We start from the raw sequence: 18,056 nt of genomic DNA on the forward strand, positions 1-18,056 counted from the left end.
CATAAAAATGCCGGAGTTACCGGCATTTTTTATGAAGTGACGCCCCATCACACATACCCATCCGGATTTCCGCTCTGCCAGCGCCAGTAATCCGCGCACATCTGATCCAGCCCGTATTTTGCTTTCCAGCCCAGCAAGAAAAAGGCCAGAGATGGATCGGCATAATACAGGGGAACATCACCTGCCCGTCTCGGCGCTATCCGGTAAGGAATGGAGCGACCGCACGCTTTCTCGAAAGCACGCACGACATCAAGTACGCTATATCCGACTCCGGTTCCCAGATTGACCGTAAAACCCTTGTTGTTTTCAAACAGATAAGCCAGCGCATCGACGTGACCCCGCGCCAGATCCATGACATGGATATAATCGCGCACGCCGGTTCCGTCTTTTGTCGGGTAATCGTCGCCGAAAACAGCCAGTTCCTTCAGTCTCCCCACAGCGACCTGTGCGACATAGGGCATCAGATTATTGGGAACCCCGTGAGGATCTTCACCGATCATCCCGCTGGGATGCGCGCCAACCGGATTGAAATAGCGCAGTATGGCAACCGACCAGGATGGATCGGAAAAAGACAGATCGTTCAGTATTTTCTCAATCATCAGCTTGGAACGGCCATACGGATTGGCAACCGACAATTTCGCCGTTTCCGGAACGGGCGAATAATCGGGATCGCCATAAACCGTTGCGGAAGAACTGAATACAAAGCGGCGCACCCCGGCCTCCCGCGCATCCTGCATCAGGGATATCGTACCGGCAACATTATTGTCGTAATATTTGAGCGGTTCGGCAACCGACTCTCCTACCGCCTTCAGTCCGGCAAAATGGATAATGGCGTCGATGCCGGATTGTTCAAACACCTTTTTCATCCCGTTCCTGTCACGGATATCCAGTTCATGAAAAACAAGTGGCTTGCCGGTAATTTTTTCCACCCTTTCAAGCGATTTTCTTGAACTGTTGCATAAATTATCGACCGCTACCACGGAAAACCCCGCTTCCAGCAATTCGACGCAGGTATGCGATCCGATATAGCCTGCCGCCCCGGTCACCATGACCGTCCTGTTTTTATCGCTCATATCTTCCATATTCACCAATCAAATCACGCCATCCCGCTTTTCCCCGTTCAGTTTCCAATACTGACATAGACCCTTTTCTCTTTCCAAACAGGCAAATCAATTATCCCGAAAATGACGATCGGCGAAAACGGTTTTACTGGATAAAACCGGATAAAAAGACCGCTTACCCCGGTAACTCCTGCAAAAACCGTCTTGTTTTGTGATAGGGCAGCCTTTCGATAAAACAAAACCGCTTCTGTCCGATCAAAGTTTTTTTAAGCTGAAAAGGAAAAGACCCATGAACAGACAAAGCCTGATAAAAACCCTGCTGGCATTTGCCGCATTTTTCATATTTCTTGGAAACGTTCAGGCGCAGAATGCAGGCGCTTTGGAAGCGAAATACCAGCAGTTGCAAAACAAACTGGCCAACAACCAGTTCAATCAACCCATCTACATGGATTCCAACGAGCAATCCAACAAAATCAGCGGCGACGTATACAGTGTCGTCAATTATCCCTACTCTACCGTCCGTACTGCACTGGACACCCCGTCCGAATGGTGCGAAGTACTGATGCTGCATCTGAACGTCAAGTATTGCCGGGCGTTAAGCGGCAACAGGATTGAAGTCTATGCCGGGACGAAAAAACCCCAGCCGCTGAAAAACGCGTACAAGATGACATACAACTTCAAACCGGTTATCAACAACGATAACTATATGCAAATCATCATGGATGCGAAATCCGGCCCGGTCGGTACTTCCGATTATTACATGATGATGGAAGCCATCCCGTTGCCCAACAACCGGACCTTCATTCACATCACTTATTCCTACCGTTTCGGCACCATGGCCAAAATCGCGACCAATCTGTATCTGGACACGGCAGGAAGCGGAAAAGAAGGCTTTACCATCGTCGGCAAAAAAGCCAATGGCGCTCCGGAATACGTAACCGGCTTGAGGGGAGCGATCGAACGAAATACCATGCGCTACTATCTGGCTGTTGAAGCCTATCTCGGTTCGTTGTCTGCGCCTCCCGCACAGCAACGGGAAAAACGTCTGAAGGCCTGGTTCACCGCCACCGAACGTTATCCGCAACTGTACGAAATTACCGAAAAACAGTATCTCAGCATGAAGCGGGAAGAATTCAGACAGACTCCGCCAAACAACTGAGGCCATAAAAAAGCATGCGCCCAAAGGCGCATGCTTCATGTTTTATCCAGGGAAAACCGCAATCAACGTACTTGCCATACGCCACGATCCCAGTCATACGGTTTGCTTTCTTCAACCTGACAGAACTTGTTTGACTAACTTGACATAACGCCTGAAATCGGCGTTTTCCTCCGCCAACCGGTTACACCTGTTCCAGTCCACCCATTCCCCTTCCCGCGCCGGAATCAGAATCTGACTCTCAGAAACATTCACGACATCCAGCTGAATCACGCCAATACCATGTGCGGCATTCAACATTCGCAACTCACGCATGGTGTCGCCGTCATTTATCTTGGCCGCAACCAGATAACCCGGATTGGCCCATGAAGAATTGGAAACTGCCTGAAAAAACGCTTCTCTTACATTGGACATATTTAGCGCTTTTTTCACTTCGAAAGACCACAGTCTTGTCCGTTTGTCACCATAATGTGCAATACATTCCTTTACGGCACGATCCCAGTGCGCGCCCCCATCTTCCAGCCCCACCAGATCCGGATGAAGCCATTTGTTTCCGTTTTTTCCTTTCTTCCGGACGGTTTTTTCTCATCAATCCGAAGGAGAAAAAACGCTCAGTTCATTTTTCAGGCAGGTTGTCAGCAAGGGATAAAAAGACGGTTCGTTCAACCCATCATTGGAAAATCCGGTTGCCTCTGCGGTTTCCACATCAGCCTCATCTGTTTTGTCCGTGTAATACTATTTTTTGGGACGTCCGGCAGTTGTCTTGATCTGGGAGGTTACTTTTGAAGGACAGGATGATGCACGCCCATTTCCGAGGCAAGCTGTGCATTACCTCATTATCCGTATTAAGATGACTGCCGGCCTTTTTCCTGGCCTGACAGCAGGCCGGATAAACCGTGAAAATCTGTTCTGCAATCTGCCTTGCGGTCAATTATCGTTCAGCCTGACTTTTAAGCAATTCAAAAACCATACTTCCCAAACTGATTTTTTTCATTTCCCTGTTCATTTACGGTTGAACAATCATCTGTTTCCCAAAATAGAACTGTTCCATACAGAACCGGGTTCCCCCTTTGCCAGTGCGAAACATTCGTACCGGCTTTAACACACTGTCGCCAGGCTCTTCGGTTCGCTGAAAAAATATCATTCCAGATTCTGGACCTGTTCCCGGATCTGTTCGATCAAAAGTTTCAGTTCCATCGAGGCATCGGACAATTCCTTGATCGCCGCTTTCGAACCCAGCGTGTTGGCTTCACGGTTCAGTTCCTGCAACATGAAATCCATGCGTTTGCCGACCAGCCCGCCTTTTTCAAGAATGACTTTTGTTTCCCCCAGATGGATTTTCAGGCGGGACAGTTCTTCCGCCACATCGATTTTCATCCCGTAAAGCGTCACTTCCTGGCGAATGCGTTCGGAAGCGTCCTGCTGCGTTAAAGTAACCGGTACACTGTCGGACAACGCGACACCCAACGCTTCCTGCATGCGTTCGATCGCTTTCTGCTTGAACTGATCGACCATTTGGGGAATCAGCGGCTCGATCCGTTCGACAATCCGCTGCATGGCGTCTACCCGTTCCACCAGGGCTTTCGTCAATGCAGCCCCTTCCCGTTCCCGCTCGGCCGTAAATGTGGCCAGCGTATCGCTCATCGCCTCTTTGACCTGTTGTTGCAACGTTTCCTGATCGGGCGCCACTTCTTCAATCATGCCCGGCCAGCGCAACAGTTCGTTTACTGTCATGGCCTGGGCCTGTGGATTGTGTTGCCTGATTTCATGCTGGAGTTTGGAAAGCTCCAGAAACAGGGCATTATTCAGACTCAATGCCGACGGATTTTGCGTAGCCCGTGCAAAAGATAAACGGCATTCGACCTTGCCGCGTTTGACGTTTTGCATGATCGTCTCGCGGAAAGACGGTTCATAGGCACGGAATTCATCGTTCATTCTGAACTGCAAGTCGAGAAAACGCGAATTGACGCTCTTCAGTTCTATCGTCAGGGTTCCCGCTACCGTTTCCACCGAAGTGGTGGCATAAGCGGTCATGCTGCGAACGGCCATTTTTCTTCCTTATTGAATAATCATGTATTGCCGGATAAAAACCGGTTCAATACGGTTTTACTTTTTCCATACCGGCTTCAAGAAAAACGGCACGCCCTGGCGTGCCGTTTCGGAAATGACATGCAGTACAGACTGCCTGTCCTATCCTGCATTACTTGCTGCGGCTGCGGTATTCGCCGGTACGCGTATCGATTTCGATCTTGTCGCCAATTTCAACGAACAGCGGAACCTGCACGACAAAACCGGTTCCCAGCTTGGCCGATTTCATCACTTTGCCGGAAGACGTATCCCCCTTGACGGCCGGTTCGGTATAAACCACTTCACGGACAACCGTATTGGGCAATTCAACCGAAATCGCCCTGTCGTTGTAGAAAACGACCTCGCAAGGCATGCCGTCTTCAATGTAATTCAGGGCATCGCCCATGTTTTCGGCTTCGACTTCGTACTGATTATAATCGGCGTCCATCAACACATAATGAGGATCGGCAAAATAGGAATAAGTCACTTCTTTTTTATCAAGAATCACAACGTCGAATTTGTCATCCGCCCGGTAAACGGATTCCATATTGGAACCATTCAGCAGATTTTTCATCTTCATCTTGCAAACAGAGGCATTACGCCCCGATTTGCTATATTCGGATTTGAGAACCACCATCGGTTCGTTATTGACCATAACGACATTGCCGGCGCGTACTTCTTGTGCAGTTTTCATAAAAATAGGTAAAAAAGGATTGAAAATAAAATTTTGTTTCCGTGCCAGCTATCCATAAAACCGGCACCAGATCACGTTTTTTGAAAAAATTGGCGTTATTTTAACGCAAAGTATTGATAAATCGTACCAAACCGGACGCCAAATCGGGCCGGGCCGTCATTTTTTTTGACCAATCGCGTCCATGCTGTTTCAATTGCGGCAAAATTTTCCCGAATTCTTCCATACTCTCCAGACTGGCCTGTTTTTTCCCCGCATTCCATTCATGCCAGAACCGCTTTACTCTTTCGGCATTTTCAGATGAGAAATCCGCAAGATAGCTGTCCAGAAACGCTTCCAGCTTGACCAGATGGACCTCTTCTTCCTGAGGATAGATATGCCAGACAAATGGACGGGCGGCCCACTGCGCCCGGACAAACGAATCTTCTCCGCGAACAAAATTGAGATCGCACGACCATAACAGATAATCATAAGCGTTCTGTTCCATCATCGGGAGAATCTGCAAACTTAACTGGCCGGCTGAAAAACGGACGCCCGCCACCGCATCCCGTCCCATGAAAAAACGGACTGCCCCGGAGGCAACCCCTTCCGGAATCAGGCACAGCACTTTACGGCGGCTACGCTGAAAAGACTCCAGCAACGAAACGACCGGCGCATCCGGATAACAGAAAAGAGACACCATGAAATGTTCCGTTTCGGCTTCAACGCCCAGGGAAGAAAGAAAACGGACAGCGTTTTGGCGGTCTGCCTGAAAATGGTCGCGCGCCTCGATCAATCCGTCTTCCCGGATCAACCCGCCTGTTTTTTCGGTAAAACCGGGAAAATAAAAATACTTCGTCAATGAAATCCACGACTGCGGAGAGGCCAGAAGATGGCTTTCGTCCACCCAGGATTCCGCGCTGAGATATTCCAGATTGATCCAGACGGGACGCGCCTGTCTGGCGGCCATTAGACGGACATAGGATTCCGGCAAACGGGCACCGAACCCTTCAACAACCACATCCGGAACATCACTGGCAGGGAACGCTGGAAAAATTGATGGCCATAAACGGATACCGACTCCGCAAACAACCTGTTCCACCGCCTCGGAAACCACATCCGGACAGATTTTCTGCAAAACAGCCGGTTTGTCGATCCATAGCCTTACCCGGAAACCCCGTTCATTGGCAAGCTGCCTTGCAAGTCGCCAGCACACCCCTGCATCGCCGTAATTGTCGATAACCCGGCAAAACAGATCCAGCCTCAAAGGGGAAGTCATGGGACAGGCAATACGTGCAATTGAGCAAAAATCTACTGAGCCGATTTCAATAACGGAAGCATCTGCCCGAAAACCCGGGGAGAACCTGCCACAATATTGCCCGTTTCCAGAAAACCGGATTCCCCGTCAAAATCCGCCACAATCCCGCCTGCCTCGGAAACCAGCAAAGCGCCAGCCGCAATATCCCATATCTTCAGATTCTTTTCATAATAACCGTCGTAACGGCCGCAAGCTACATAGGCCAGATCCAGCGCGGCGGAACCGGGCCGACGGACTGCCTGGCAATTCAGCGTCATGGCCTCGAACATGCGCAGAAATTCCTTTAATGCTTCCGGGTCTTTCTTGCGACCGGCAAAACCCGTCCCGATCAGCGCTTTCGACAGACGATCCGTCTTGCTGACCCGGATACGCTTGTTGTTCAAAAAAGCCCCCGCGCCCTTTGTGGCGGTAAAAAGATCATTATGAACCGGATCATAAACAACCCCCTGGGTAATGACGCCGCGTTGTCTCAATGCAATGGAAATGCAATAACACGGGAATCCATGGATAAAATTGGTCGTGCCGTCAATCGGATCGATAATCCAGACATTCTCGCTCTCGTCGTTCAATCCGTTTGAAGCCCCCGATTCTTCGGCCAGCACGGCATGCGTGGGATAAGCAGTCAGCAGAACGTCAATAATCGCCGCTTCGGCCGCCTTGTCGACTTCCGTCACGAAATCGTTCTGTTCTTTTTGTTCAACGGCGATCTGTTCAAGATCGAATGAGGCGCGATTGATAATCGTCGCGGCACGGCGGGCAGCCTTCACCGCCATGTTAAGCATTGGTTGCATAGCGCTTTCGTAAAATGACGACACCTGCCATATCCGGAAAGGCGGCGCAGTGTCATAATGATTCATTAAAAAACCGGACAAATCGGGAAGACGATACCGGATACCGGTTTCGGCTCCCATGATTTCCCCAAACCCTGTATTGTAAATGAACCAGCCAAAAACCGACACATCCATTTTTCAGTCTTTGCGTTTCATCCTTGTCGGCACCAGCCATCCGGGCAATGTCGGCGCGGCGGCACGCGCCATCAAAACCATGGGATTTGATCGTCTGATTCTGGTCAGGCCCCGTTTTGAAAACGTTCTGACTCACGAAGAAGCCATCGCCTTTGCCAGCGGCGCCCAGGACGTTCTTGAAAAGGCGGAAATCGTCGATACCATTGATCAAGCACTTGAAAACTGCCAGTTTGCCGCCGCCATCACGGCCCGGCTTCGGGAATTTTCTCCGCCGGTCCTGACGCCGAGACAGTTTGCGGAAACCGTGTTGTCCGACAAAAAGAAACCTTGCGCCCTTGTTTTCGGCAGCGAACGTTACGGTTTGCCCAATGAAGTTGTCGAACAATGCCAGGCTCTGATCAATATTCCCGCCAATCCGGCTTACTCCTCACTGAATCTGGCTCAGGCCATTCAGGTTCTGGCATACGAATGCCGGATGGCGCTGCTTTTGGAAAATGGAGAACCGGCAAGAGTCGATCACATCGGTTTTCACGGCGATCCCGCTTCCGTCGAACAGATCAATGGGATGTTCGCCCATCTTGAATCAGTGTTGACTGCGATCGGATTTTTAAACCCCGACAATCCCAAAAAACTGATGCCCCGCCTGAGAAGGCTGTTCTCACGCACCGGGCTTGAAACGGAAGAAGTCAATATCCTGAGAGGCATTGCCCGGCAGATGGAAAAACAGGCCAGATATTCCGAACCGGACTGAATTACTGCCAGGTTCGCAAAAGACCCACTACCAGCCCCTCGATTCGGAAATCGTCTGATTCACGGTTCACCCTGATCGGCCTGAAGTCCGGATTTTCAGAAAGCAACTCGATGGCCGATCCCGTTTTTTTGAAACGTTTGACCGTCACATCATCCCCCAGTCTGGCAACGACAATCTGGCCATTTCGCGCTTTTTCGGTTTTTTTGACAGCGATAAGATCGCCTTCAAGAATGCCGATATCCCGCATGGAAAGGCCTCTGACCTTCAGGAGGTAATCGGGTTTGTCAGAAAAAAGAGCCGGATCCAGCTGATAGGTCTTTTCCACATGTTCCTGCGCGAGAATGGGTGAACCGGCCGCTACACGGCCAACCAGCGGAACGGCATACTGTCCCTGACGGCCCGTTTCGGAAACCGGAATTTTCCCCTCGTCCTGCACCAGGCGAATGCCCCGTGAAATCCCCGGGACGATTTCAATGACCCCTTTCCGCGCCAGCGCCTGCAAATGCTCTTCAGCCGCATTGACAGACCGGAAACCCAGTTCCGCCGCAATCTCCGCACGGGTCGGGGGAAAGCCGGTCTTTTCGATCGATTGGCTGATAAGATTCAAGATTTCCTGTTGCCGTGCTGTCAGTTTGATCATACGCGCCCCGTCCGGATGGATAAATGACTGATAATATTTGACTGGGTATTTTTATAGCCTGTTGATTTTAACAGTATTTTAAAAGGAAATCGTCTGTTTTTCCACTTTTTCGGAAGCTTTTTGCCAATATAAATCAACCGTCTTTTTCTGACACAATAAATATTGCGCACAAACGCCCTACACAGTAAAATAACGAGTTTTCTTCTTCCCGCACCTGACTTGACGCCGGGGCGGGCAAATTTCAAACGTCCAAAAGGAGTATGCATGCGTCACTACGAAATCGTCTTTATCGTTCATCCTGACCAGAGCGAACAGGTTCCGGCCATGATCGAACGTTACAAAAACAGCGTCACTTCCCGCGGCGGGAAAATCCATCGCGTTGAAGACTGGGGCCGTCGTCAACTGGCCTACATGATCAACAAATTCGCCAAAGCCCACTACGTTCTCATGAACATCGAATGCGACGGCGAAACCCTGAACGAACTGGAAACGGCATTCAAATTCAACGATGCCATTTTGCGTCATCTGACCGTCAAAATGAAACACGCTGAAACCGGCCCTTCCCCGATGATGAAATCGGCTCAGAAAGAAGAATCTGCCAAGGCGCCCGCTCCCGCAGAACAACAGTCCGCTTCAGCCTGACAAAATCGCGACAGGAGACTTCTCTGACGTCTGAAAACCGGCTTCATCTGACTGCCCGCATCGTGGAACGCGAATCGATCCGATACACGCCCGCTGGCATTCCTGTGATTTCAGCCCGTCTGTGGCACCGTTCGCAGCAGATGGAAGCGGAAACAAACCGGAATATCGAATTCGAGATACCCGCCATCGTTATTGGCAATATTTCGGAAAAATTCGAAAAGCTGGCTTCCGATACGTTTTATCGTTTCACCGGTTTCATGGCGACAAAAAGTCTGAAAAGCAAAAGTCTTCTGTTTCACATTACCGGCTTTTCATCGATTGAATAGGCCAACCCTTTATATATACAGGAGCCGAAAATGGCATTTGGTAAAAAATTCGACAAGAACAAAAACAAAGACAAACGCAAACAACAGAATCCGCTGTTCAAGCGCAAAAAATTCTGCCGCTTCACGGTAGCCAACGTTGAACAGATTGATTACAAAGATATCGATACCCTGAAAGATTTCATTCAGGAAAACTGCAAGATCATGCCGGCCCGTCTGACGGGCACCAAAGCGCATTATCAGCGTCAGCTCGACACCGCCATCAAGCGCGCACGCTTTTTGGCCCTGCTGCCGTACACTTCCCTGCATTCCGCCTGATTTTTGCCGGACAATCTAAAGAATATTGGAGAAAAACATGCAAGTAATTTTGTTGGATAAAGTCGGCAATCTCGGCAACCTCGGCGATGTCGTTAAAGTCAAGGACGGATATGCCCGCAACTATCTGATTCCGCAACGCATGGCCCGTCGCGCAACGGCGGCCGCTATCGAGGAATTCGAAGCAAAACGCGCCGAACTGGAAAAAGCCGCAGCTGAAAAACTGGCGGATGCACAGGCCCAGGGCGAAAAACTGGCCGGTTTGACCGTCCAGATTCTGCAAAAATCCGGTGTCGATGGCCGCCTGTTCGGTTCGGTTACCAACTTCGACATTGCAGAAGCCTTGTCCAAACAGGGATTCGACATTCACAAGGCTCAGGTTCGTCTGCCACAGGGGCCGTTCAAGGCTGTTGGCGATTACCCTGTCGCTATCGCCCTGCATTCGGACGTTATCGTTGATATTACCGTTTCTGTCCTTGGCGAACACGTGTAATCAAGACAAGCGATCAGCAAAAAATCCCGGCATCATTCCCGGGATTTTTTGTTTTTAAAATATTCATTTCGCATTTTCAGGGAAACATATTACATTTGCAGAAGAAAGAGTTATTTGACAGCATAGCACCGCAAAACGCTGAAATTCGCACGGTTGCCAATTCGTTCCCTCTACTTCCCAAATATTCCGCTAAAAGCTTATTCTCCAATCGCTTAAGTCAAACCGATAAAAATCTAAAATACGGAACATGTTTCCCGCAAAACCGGACAGACACTGCTTATTTTCCGTAAATCATCCATTTCGGCAAACACATAAGCAAAAAACCGGCATATTTTGAAAAAATACGATCCAAAAAACAGCCACACTTGTCAATGCAGCTGCTTTTTTAACTCATCAGAATAAAACGCCGTTTATTTATTTTTTCTTTGTGATGTGATGAACCAGAACCGGAATCTGGCACAGGTTCAGCACCTTGGTCGTCACGCTGCCCAGCAAAAGCTGGCCGAGACCGGAACGACCGTGGGACCCCATGAAAATGAGATCGCAATTCTGCTCCTGCGCCGCTTCAGCAATGGCAGCGCCCGCTGAATTGGAAAAAAGGATCAGGCTGGAAAACTGGACGCCCGCTTCCTGCGCCGCTTTCTGGACAGGTTGAAGATATTCCATGCCGACCTTGCGCATCAAGGCATCGTATTCTTCTTCAATAGGGTAAGTCGGGGGAATGATTTCGACATAAACCGGATACTGGTATTCGGGCGCAACGTACACCCCGATCACTTCGGAATGGTTATCCGCTGCAAAAGCGACACCTTCCAGCGCGGCAGCCGTGGAAAGTTCCGAGCCATCGGTCGGAATCATGATTTTGTTGAACATGGCGATCTCCCAAAGAAAACCAGCTGTTTAATGGAGTTGCCGGTCTCTACGGCACAGGCCGTTTTTCGCGAATCCGGGCTTTTTCCTATAGCCTAATTTAAGAATGGCATTACATCAATTCTTCCAGTCGTATTTTCGTCACTTTTCCCATGACGGTGGGCAGATTTTCCACTTTTTCTATTGCCGCATCCATATTCTTCTCCTGAGTCATATGCGTCAGGATAATAATATCCACCAATGTTTCTCCTTCCAGCGGTTCCTTCTGGAGGAAAGCGTCAATTGAAATTTGCAGATCGGCCAGAATACGGGTAATGTCAGCCAATACACCCGGCTGATCTTTCACTTGCATGCGCAGGTAATAACTGGTCGTCACTTCAGACATGGGAAGAATCGGGGTATTCGTCAAGGCATCGGGCTGGAAAGCCAGATGGGGAACCCGATGTTCAGGATCGACCGATTCAAGACGGGCAATATCGACCAGATCGGCAATGACAGCCGAAGCGGTCGGTTCCGAACCGGCGCCCTTGCCGTAATAAAGGGACGCGCCCACCGCGTCGCTGTTAACCAGTACGGCATTCATCGCTCCTTCCACATTGGCGATCAGCCGCTTTGCCGGAATCAGGGTTGGATGAACGCGCAGTTCGATACCGTTTTCCATCCGCTTGGTAATGCCCAGCAACTTGATCCGGTAACCCAGCTGTTCGGCATATTTGATATCGATCGCTTCCAGCTTCGTGATGCCTTCGACATAAGCCCTGTCGAACTGGACCGGCACCCCGAACGCAATCGCGGACATGATCGTCGCCTTGTGGGCGGCGTCGAATCCCTCGATGTCGAAAGTCGGGTCCGATTCGGCATAGCCAAGCTCCTGCGCTTCTTTCAAAACGGTATCGAAATCCAGTCCCTTTTCGCGCATTTCGGAAAGAATGAAGTTGGTCGTGCCATTGATGATCCCGGCAATCCATTCAATCCGGTTTGCCGTCAGCCCTTCACGCAAGGCCTTGATGATCGGAATGCCGCCTGCGACAGCCGCTTCGAAAGCGACAATCACTTTCCTGTTCTGTGCCGCCTCGAAAATTTCATTGCCGTGCAAGGCCAGAAGCGCCTTGTTGGCTGTAACGACATGCTTGCCGTTGGCAATGGCCTTGAGAACGAAATCCCTGGCAACGTCGTAACCGCCGATCAGTTCGACCACGATATCGATATCCGGATGGTTCACGAGCAGATTGCCGTCGGAAACCACTTCGCAATCGCCATTGACGATTTTCCGTGCCATTTCCACATTCCGGTCGGCCACCATAACAACTTCGATGCCGCGACCTGCCCTGCCCCTGATTTCTTTCTGATTCCGTTTCAATACATTGAAAGTACCGGAACCCACCGTTCCCAAACCCAGAATTCCAACTTTAACCGGCTTCATATTTCCTGTTCAAATAAATAAGGTTTCAAACAACTCTCAATTCTTTTTCCTGGCGAGGTTTCCCGTATTTTCGCAAGGCCAGCTCCTCGGTGCCGAACTTTTTGCGGTAATACTCGAGAAAACGTGCAATCCTTTCGATGGCATGCGTCAGATCATCCGAGTTCGGCAAAAAGACCACGCGGAAATGATCGGGCGCGATCCAGTTGAATCCGGTTCCCTGAACGATCAGGACCTTTTCCCGTTCCAGCAATTCATAGGCAAACTGCCTGTCGTCTTCGATCGGATAAATTTCCGGATCCAGTCTCGGGAACATGTAAAGGGACGCTTTCGCTTTTACACAGGTCACGCCCGGAATTTCCGTCAAAAGCCGGTGAGCCAGATCGCGCTGGCGCGTCAGCCTGCCGCCGGGAGCGACCAGATCGTTGATGCTCTGGTAACCGCCCAATGCCGTCTGGATGGCATACTGTCCGGGAACATTCGAGCACAGACGCATCGACGCCAGCATATCCAGCCCGACAATATAATCTTTCGCATATTTCTTTTCACCGGAAACGACCATCCAGCCGACCCGGTAACCGCAGGAACGGTAATTCTTGGACAAGCCGTTCATCGTAATGAACAGCACATCGTTGGCCAGTGACGCCATGGAAGTATGCGTCACACCGTCATACAGGCACTTGTCGTAAATTTCATCGGCAAACACGATCAGTTGATGTTCACGCGCCAGATCGACCATCTTTTTCAACAGACCGACCGGATACAGGGCGCCGGTCGGATTGTTCGGATTGATGACGACAATAGCCTTGGTCTGGGGCGTGATTTTCGCTTCGATATCGGCAATGTCGGGCATCCAGTCTTTTTCTTCATCGCACAGATAATGCACTGCCTTGCCGCCGGCAAGGGTAACGGCTGCCGTCCACAAGGGATAATCCGGCGTCGGCACCAGTACTTCGTCACCATTGTCCAGCAAGGCCTGCATGCTCATCACAATCAGTTCGGAAGCGCCGTTGCCGATATAGATATCGTCGATCGTCACGCCCTCGATATTCTTTTGCTGCGTGTACTGCATGATCGCCTTGCGGGAAGCGAACATCCCTTTCGAATCCGAATAGGGCGCGGCATTCAGCATGTTCTTGATTATGTCGCGCACAATCTCGTCCGGCGGGTCGAAACCGAACGCACCGACATTGCCAATGTTCAGCTTGATGATTTTCTGACCATCCGCCTCCATTTCCCGCGCCCTCTCCAGAACGGGTCCGCGTATGTCATAACAAACATTGGCCAATTTTTTCGATTTGTTGATAAGGTGCATTTTGTGCTCCCGCAATGTGTTAAAGGATAGTGCCCTTCGTGACAAGACAATATATCATTCTGACTAATCCCCGATCCTGAATCAAGACGGATATCAAAACTGATCTGTCAAATCAGTAAGCCTATCACTTTATAAGAATTTAGGTAAGAAAAAAATGGATCGCGCCGCTTTTGTCAAACCGCATGTCCCATCTGATAAAGACATGCCATTATCCTTTTCAATATGGACATTCAGCCTGAAAACGCCGACAACCTGCAAACGGTCACCGCCTGCCGCGCCAACGGAATCACCCTTGACCAAACAGACTATCATGGCAGCCTGATCGTCATGCCCGGCACAACGCCATTGCCCTGGCACGTCAAATCGTTCAGGGAACTGGTGCTTGACGATCTTCTCGCCCTGACAGCATACCAACCCGATATCGTATTGCTGGGAACGGGAAACGAAACCAGACGCCTTCCGGAGGACTGGATTTTTTCCCTGCTGGACAACGGCATCGTCATTGAATGCATGAATGGCCGTGCCGCATGCGGCACATACAACATGCTGCTCGCGGAAGGACGGAACGCATTACTTGCCCTCGTCATGGAAGAGATAAAGTAGAGAAAAACGGTTACACTCTTGTCGTAGGATTTTTTGACCGGACAAGGTCTTGCCAGACCTTGCCTTTTACCTCAGAAAAAAGAGAAAGCACCATGCCAGAAGAAACTGTCCAGCTCAACCAGATCGTCCCCGATTTCGCTGCCGAGGCAACCGGCAAGCCTTTCAGGCTATCGGACTACCGGGGGAAAAACCTGGTCATTTATTTTTATCCCAAAGACAATACGCCGGGCTGTACCGCGGAAAGCATTGATTTTCGCGATCACTATGCCGAATTCCGGCAGGCCGATACCGAAATCGTCGGCGTCAGCCGCGACAGTCTGCGTTCCCACGAAAACTTCGCCAGAAAATTCGATCTTCCTTTCACGCTGATTTCAGACCCTGAAGAAACGCTTTGCAACCGCTTCAATGTGATGAAAACCAAGACCCGTTACGGAAAAGTGGGACGCGGCATTGAACGCAGCACGTTCCTTATTGACCGGAATGGACAACTGGTGAAAGAATGGCGTGGAGTGAAAGTACCGGGCCATATTGAAGAAATCCTCGACGCGGCCCGCCAGCTCAACCGGTAAATGCCCTGTCCTGTAACAGATGAAGCCGCCGGATACAGTCAGTTGTCGTCTCAAATACCGTACCGTCGAAAGCGAATCGTGAACAGGGTTCGCTTCGAACATAACCAAAACGAAACGAGGTTCTGATGCCCCTACCCAAAATGCCCACCAAACCTGCCGACATGATCACGCCAAAGGATGCGGCAGCTACCCGTTTGCCGGCAAACGCAGCTCCCAGAGAAAAGAAAGGAACGGCAGAAAAAAAGCTTGTGGCAGCGGCAAAACCGGCCGCCAGCGCTGCCCCCCAAACGGTCTCTTCCAGAAAAACTGCCGCTCCGGCGGGAAAAAGCGGTACAGCAAAAAATGGCGCGCCTTCAGGCAAAATGAAACTGCCGCCACGGCCGCCCCGTAAAAAACTGGTCGAAACGACCAAGCAATCGCCTTTGAGCCGTGCGGCAAGCCAGTCTGGAGAAACCAAGCTGTTCGTATTGGACACCAACGTCCTGATGCACGACCCGACTTCCCTGTTCCGTTTCGAGGAACACGATATCTTCCTGCCGATGATTACGCTGGAAGAACTGGACAACCACAAACGCGGCATGTCGGATGTTGCCCGCAACGTGCGTCAGGTCACCCGCACACTGGATCAGCTCGTCGCCGATGTAGACGAAAGCATTCTGCTGACGCGGGGCATTCCGCTAAACAAGCTCGGCAACAAGGAAGCGCAGGGACACCTTTATTTCCAGACCAAAATGGAAGCGAGTCCCCTGCCGAAAAATCTGGCCTCCGACAAGGCGGATAACCAGATTCTCGGCGTCATGATGACCCTGGTGGCCGAATACCCGAATCGCGCCGTCGTCATGGTGTCCAAGGACATCAACATGCGCATCAAGGCCCGCGCGCTGGGACTGTCGTCCGAAGACTACTTCAACGATCAGGTTCTGGAAGATTCCGACCTGCTTTACACCGGAACCCTGCAACTCCCTTCCAGTTTCTGGGAAAAACACGGCAAAAACATCGAAACCTGGCAGGAAAACGATCATCACGGCGTCAGCCAAAGCTTTTACCGGATCAGCGGACCGATGGTTCCTTCCATGGTCGTCAACCAGTTCGTTTATCTGGAACCGGAAGCGGGCGAAGCGCCGTTTCAGGCACAGGTCAGACACATCGAAGGGAAAACCGCCGTATTGCAAACCCTGCACGACTATACGCACGGCAAAAACAACGTCTGGGGCATTACCGCCCGCAATCGCGAGCAGAACTTCGCTTTCAATATCCTGATGAATCCGGATATCGACATCGTCACCCTGGTAGGTCAGGCCGGAACCGGCAAGACATTGCTGGCGCTGGCGGCCGGACTGGCGCAGGTACTGGAAATGAAGCGCTATAACGAAGTCATCGTCACCCGCGTCACCATCCCGGTCGGTGAAGACATCGGTTTTCTGCCAGGTACGGAAGAAGAAAAAATGTCGCCATGGATGGGGGCGCTGGACGACAATCTCGAAGTGCTTTCCAAATCCGACAATGACGCCGGAGAATGGGGGCGCGCCACAACGCAGGAACTGATCCGTTCCCGCATCTCCATCAAGTCGCTTAACTTCATGCGTGGCCGCACTTTCGTTGACAAGTTCCTGATTATCGACGAGGCGCAAAACCTGACGCCGAAACAGATGAAAACCCTGATCACGCGCGCAGGGCCGGGAACGAAAATCGTCTGCCTCGGCAATATCGCCCAGATCGACACGCCTTATCTGACCGAAGGTTCCAGCGGCCTGACCTACGTCGTCGACCGATTCAGAGGATGGGAACATAGCGGACATGTCATGCTGGCGAGGGGAGAGCGTTCCCGGCTGGCCGATTATGCAACTGAAATCCTTTAACCGGATTGGCGGGAAACAGCTGAAAAAAGCCGAAGCCTGTGCTTCGGCTTTTTTATTTTCTCTTCATCCTGAATAGCCGCTTATAAATATTTTCCTGTTTTCGCAAACAGAAAATTCCGCAAAATACTCTTTAGAGTATTTCAGGCTTTGCAAATCCGCCTACCTTTTCAGCAAAGAATCCGTACCATCTTTCAGTCCGGTAAAAATGTCCTGCCTTAACCTATTGTATTCTCAACAAATCCTGGCATTCTCCACGCTGAAAAACCGTGCAATACCTGAACGTCCTCATCATTTTCCAGCAAACCTTCAATTCTCTTTTTGAGCACAATTTACAGAAGGATTCCTTACAATCCGCCAAATCTTCTCAGCCGCTTTCCGGTTCTTGATTCCGGTTCAGGGAGGATACGAAGGAAGGCGTTCGCCTTCATTATAATTTTCCCCTTCTTCAAAGCTGGATTCATTTTCTTCCCTGACCAATCTGGAAAATAATCAAGACATTAATTAAGAGAACATATTAATAAATTTCCCTCCTTCTTTAATCATGAGTTCACTTGAAAAATGACGGTTCTTTTAGAGTCAATTATCAGCTTTTTATCAAGAAAACAGGAAAAGCCATAAACCGAAACGCCAACCTCAAAAACGCTGCTTGCTTAAATATGGACTGGATATTTCTCTACGCGAATGGAAATCACGAACTACAGGCCAGGCCGTGATGCCAAAAACAGCGGTTGTGCTATAACGAAATATACCGTGAAATGACTTGATCTTATCGTCACCGTTCTGACAGCCATGCTCAGAACCCTCCGGGCAGTCTCATGACCCGAAAACAGTGCAACGCGATTTTGCCGTACACCGGACATTCTCTGACCGGCAAAGGTGTAAGCCTTGCTCTCAGCCTGAACAGCATTTTTAAGTGACCCGGCATTTATTGCAAAACCGTAACAAGCACATCCTGGCGCAATGACTGATGTGCTGATTCCTTGCTGTAAGGAAAAAGATGTTTCCTGAAATCCTGTATC

The 18,056-nt window shown here is 50.3% G+C and carries 19 protein-coding genes; 9 read left to right on the forward strand and 10 right to left on the reverse strand.

The window, feature by feature from the left end:
* Positions 1-47 precede the first annotated feature (47 nt).
* On the reverse strand, positions 48-1,073 hold the full coding sequence (gene galE, locus OFAG_RS10165) for a UDP-glucose 4-epimerase GalE (RefSeq protein ID WP_005876229.1): 1,026 nt from the start codon (positions 1,071-1,073) through the stop codon (positions 48-50).
* A gap of 277 nt (positions 1,074-1,350) precedes the next feature.
* Here galE and OFAG_RS10170 point away from each other — a divergent pair, with 277 nt between their 5' ends.
* On the forward strand, positions 1,351-2,220 hold the full coding sequence (locus OFAG_RS10170; RefSeq protein ID WP_020995246.1) for a hypothetical protein: 870 nt from the start codon (positions 1,351-1,353) through the stop codon (positions 2,218-2,220).
* Between the two features lie 111 nt (positions 2,221-2,331).
* Here the strand turns inward: OFAG_RS10170 and OFAG_RS14390 are convergent, their stop codons facing one another.
* The 5 genes from OFAG_RS14390 to OFAG_RS10200 all read right to left on the reverse strand — a co-directional run bounded on the left by OFAG_RS14390 (position 2,332) and on the right by OFAG_RS10200 (position 7,054).
* Positions 2,332-2,745: a hypothetical protein gene (locus OFAG_RS14390; RefSeq protein ID WP_231371697.1), complete on the reverse strand. Its 414-nt coding sequence runs from the start codon at positions 2,743-2,745 to the stop codon at positions 2,332-2,334.
* Between the two features lie 612 nt (positions 2,746-3,357).
* Positions 3,358-4,266, reverse strand: a complete 909-nt coding sequence (locus OFAG_RS10185; protein ID WP_005876225.1) for a YicC/YloC family endoribonuclease — start codon at positions 4,264-4,266, stop codon at positions 3,358-3,360.
* A 151-nt stretch (positions 4,267-4,417) separates the two neighbouring features.
* Entirely contained in the window at positions 4,418-4,978 is a 561-nt protein-coding gene (efp, locus tag OFAG_RS10190) for an elongation factor P (protein ID WP_005876224.1), read from the reverse strand.
* A 100-nt stretch (positions 4,979-5,078) separates the two neighbouring features.
* Positions 5,079-6,233, reverse strand: coding sequence for an elongation factor P maturation arginine rhamnosyltransferase EarP (gene earP / locus OFAG_RS10195; RefSeq protein ID WP_005876223.1), 1,155 nt, complete (start codon positions 6,231-6,233; stop codon positions 5,079-5,081).
* Positions 6,234-6,265: 32 nt separating this feature from the next.
* Entirely contained in the window at positions 6,266-7,054 is a 789-nt protein-coding gene (locus OFAG_RS10200) for an inositol monophosphatase family protein (protein ID WP_005876222.1), read from the reverse strand.
* Positions 7,055-7,208: 154 nt separating this feature from the next.
* Between OFAG_RS10200 and OFAG_RS10205 the strand changes: the two genes are divergently transcribed.
* Entirely contained in the window at positions 7,209-7,988 is a 780-nt protein-coding gene (locus OFAG_RS10205) for an RNA methyltransferase (RefSeq protein WP_005876221.1), read from the forward strand.
* 1 nt (position 7,989) lies between these two features.
* Here the strand turns inward: OFAG_RS10205 and lexA are convergent, their stop codons facing one another.
* Positions 7,990-8,628, reverse strand: coding sequence for a transcriptional repressor LexA (lexA, locus tag OFAG_RS10210; RefSeq protein ID WP_005876220.1), 639 nt, complete (start codon positions 8,626-8,628; stop codon positions 7,990-7,992).
* Between the two features lie 264 nt (positions 8,629-8,892).
* On the opposite strand from lexA, the gene rpsF reads away from it, so the two are divergent.
* From rpsF to rplI, 4 genes are read left to right on the forward strand one after another with little or no spacing between them, the layout of a single operon-like run.
* Complete coding sequence (gene rpsF, locus OFAG_RS10220) at positions 8,893-9,270, forward strand: 30S ribosomal protein S6 (protein ID WP_005876219.1); 378 nt, start codon at positions 8,893-8,895, stop codon at positions 9,268-9,270.
* A gap of 47 nt (positions 9,271-9,317) precedes the next feature.
* Complete coding sequence (gene priB / locus OFAG_RS10225) at positions 9,318-9,596, forward strand: primosomal replication protein N (protein WP_335328969.1); 279 nt, start codon at positions 9,318-9,320, stop codon at positions 9,594-9,596.
* A 30-nt stretch (positions 9,597-9,626) separates the two neighbouring features.
* Positions 9,627-9,911, forward strand: a complete 285-nt coding sequence (gene rpsR, locus OFAG_RS10230) for a 30S ribosomal protein S18 (protein ID WP_005876217.1) — start codon at positions 9,627-9,629, stop codon at positions 9,909-9,911.
* A 37-nt stretch (positions 9,912-9,948) separates the two neighbouring features.
* Positions 9,949-10,401: a 50S ribosomal protein L9 gene (gene rplI, locus OFAG_RS10235; RefSeq protein WP_005876216.1), complete on the forward strand. Its 453-nt coding sequence runs from the start codon at positions 9,949-9,951 to the stop codon at positions 10,399-10,401.
* A 414-nt stretch (positions 10,402-10,815) separates the two neighbouring features.
* Here rplI and OFAG_RS10240 read toward each other — a convergent pair whose 3' ends face one another.
* From OFAG_RS10240 to OFAG_RS10250, 3 genes are all read right to left on the reverse strand, one after another.
* Entirely contained in the window at positions 10,816-11,274 is a 459-nt protein-coding gene (locus OFAG_RS10240; RefSeq protein ID WP_005876215.1) for a universal stress protein, read from the reverse strand.
* A gap of 109 nt (positions 11,275-11,383) precedes the next feature.
* Positions 11,384-12,694, reverse strand: a complete 1,311-nt coding sequence (locus OFAG_RS10245; protein WP_005876214.1) for a homoserine dehydrogenase — start codon at positions 12,692-12,694, stop codon at positions 11,384-11,386.
* 25 nt (positions 12,695-12,719) lie between these two features.
* Complete coding sequence (locus OFAG_RS10250; RefSeq protein WP_020995249.1) at positions 12,720-14,006, reverse strand: pyridoxal phosphate-dependent aminotransferase; 1,287 nt, start codon at positions 14,004-14,006, stop codon at positions 12,720-12,722.
* A 222-nt stretch (positions 14,007-14,228) separates the two neighbouring features.
* Here OFAG_RS10250 and OFAG_RS10255 point away from each other — a divergent pair, with 222 nt between their 5' ends.
* The 3 genes from OFAG_RS10255 to OFAG_RS10265 all read left to right on the forward strand — a co-directional run bounded on the left by OFAG_RS10255 (position 14,229) and on the right by OFAG_RS10265 (position 17,037).
* Positions 14,229-14,609: an Mth938-like domain-containing protein gene (locus OFAG_RS10255; protein WP_005876212.1), complete on the forward strand. Its 381-nt coding sequence runs from the start codon at positions 14,229-14,231 to the stop codon at positions 14,607-14,609.
* Positions 14,610-14,701: 92 nt separating this feature from the next.
* Positions 14,702-15,178, forward strand: coding sequence for a peroxiredoxin (locus OFAG_RS10260; RefSeq protein ID WP_005876211.1), 477 nt, complete (start codon positions 14,702-14,704; stop codon positions 15,176-15,178).
* 125 nt (positions 15,179-15,303) lie between these two features.
* Positions 15,304-17,037 (forward strand): PhoH family protein, encoded by a 1,734-nt coding sequence (locus tag OFAG_RS10265; RefSeq protein WP_020995250.1) that lies wholly within the window; start codon positions 15,304-15,306, stop codon positions 17,035-17,037.
* Positions 17,038-18,056 lie beyond the last annotated feature (1,019 nt).

Origin of the sequence: Oxalobacter paraformigenes (assembly GCF_000158475.2) — a bacterium.
GTDB lineage: Bacteria > Pseudomonadota > Gammaproteobacteria > Burkholderiales > Burkholderiaceae_D > Oxalobacter > Oxalobacter paraformigenes.

Excerpts from the sequence above, each read along its gene's own strand:
- galE (WP_005876229.1), bottom strand. The coding sequence starts at position 1,073 with ATGAGCGATAAAAACAGGACGGTCATGGTGACCGGGGCGGCAGGCTAT.
- OFAG_RS10170 (WP_020995246.1), top strand. The coding sequence starts at position 1,351 with ATGAACAGACAAAGCCTGATAAAAACCCTGCTGGCATTTGCCGCATTT.
- OFAG_RS10185 (WP_005876225.1), bottom strand. The coding sequence starts at position 4,266 with ATGGCCGTTCGCAGCATGACCGCTTATGCCACCACTTCGGTGGAAACG.
- efp (WP_005876224.1), bottom strand. The coding sequence starts at position 4,978 with ATGAAAACTGCACAAGAAGTACGCGCCGGCAATGTCGTTATGGTCAAT.
- earP (WP_005876223.1), bottom strand. The coding sequence starts at position 6,233 with ATGACTTCCCCTTTGAGGCTGGATCTGTTTTGCCGGGTTATCGACAAT.
- OFAG_RS10200 (WP_005876222.1), bottom strand. The coding sequence starts at position 7,054 with ATGCTTAACATGGCGGTGAAGGCTGCCCGCCGTGCCGCGACGATTATC.
- OFAG_RS10205 (WP_005876221.1), top strand. The coding sequence starts at position 7,209 with ATGAACCAGCCAAAAACCGACACATCCATTTTTCAGTCTTTGCGTTTC.
- lexA (WP_005876220.1), bottom strand. The coding sequence starts at position 8,628 with ATGATCAAACTGACAGCACGGCAACAGGAAATCTTGAATCTTATCAGC.
- rpsF (WP_005876219.1), top strand. The coding sequence starts at position 8,893 with ATGCGTCACTACGAAATCGTCTTTATCGTTCATCCTGACCAGAGCGAA.
- rpsR (WP_005876217.1), top strand. The coding sequence starts at position 9,627 with ATGGCATTTGGTAAAAAATTCGACAAGAACAAAAACAAAGACAAACGC.
- rplI (WP_005876216.1), top strand. The coding sequence starts at position 9,949 with ATGCAAGTAATTTTGTTGGATAAAGTCGGCAATCTCGGCAACCTCGGC.
- OFAG_RS10240 (WP_005876215.1), bottom strand. The coding sequence starts at position 11,274 with ATGTTCAACAAAATCATGATTCCGACCGATGGCTCGGAACTTTCCACG.
- OFAG_RS10245 (WP_005876214.1), bottom strand. The coding sequence starts at position 12,694 with ATGAAGCCGGTTAAAGTTGGAATTCTGGGTTTGGGAACGGTGGGTTCC.
- OFAG_RS10250 (WP_020995249.1), bottom strand. The coding sequence starts at position 14,006 with ATGCACCTTATCAACAAATCGAAAAAATTGGCCAATGTTTGTTATGAC.
- OFAG_RS10255 (WP_005876212.1), top strand. The coding sequence starts at position 14,229 with ATGGACATTCAGCCTGAAAACGCCGACAACCTGCAAACGGTCACCGCC.
- OFAG_RS10260 (WP_005876211.1), top strand. The coding sequence starts at position 14,702 with ATGCCAGAAGAAACTGTCCAGCTCAACCAGATCGTCCCCGATTTCGCT.
- OFAG_RS10265 (WP_020995250.1), top strand. The coding sequence starts at position 15,304 with ATGCCCCTACCCAAAATGCCCACCAAACCTGCCGACATGATCACGCCA.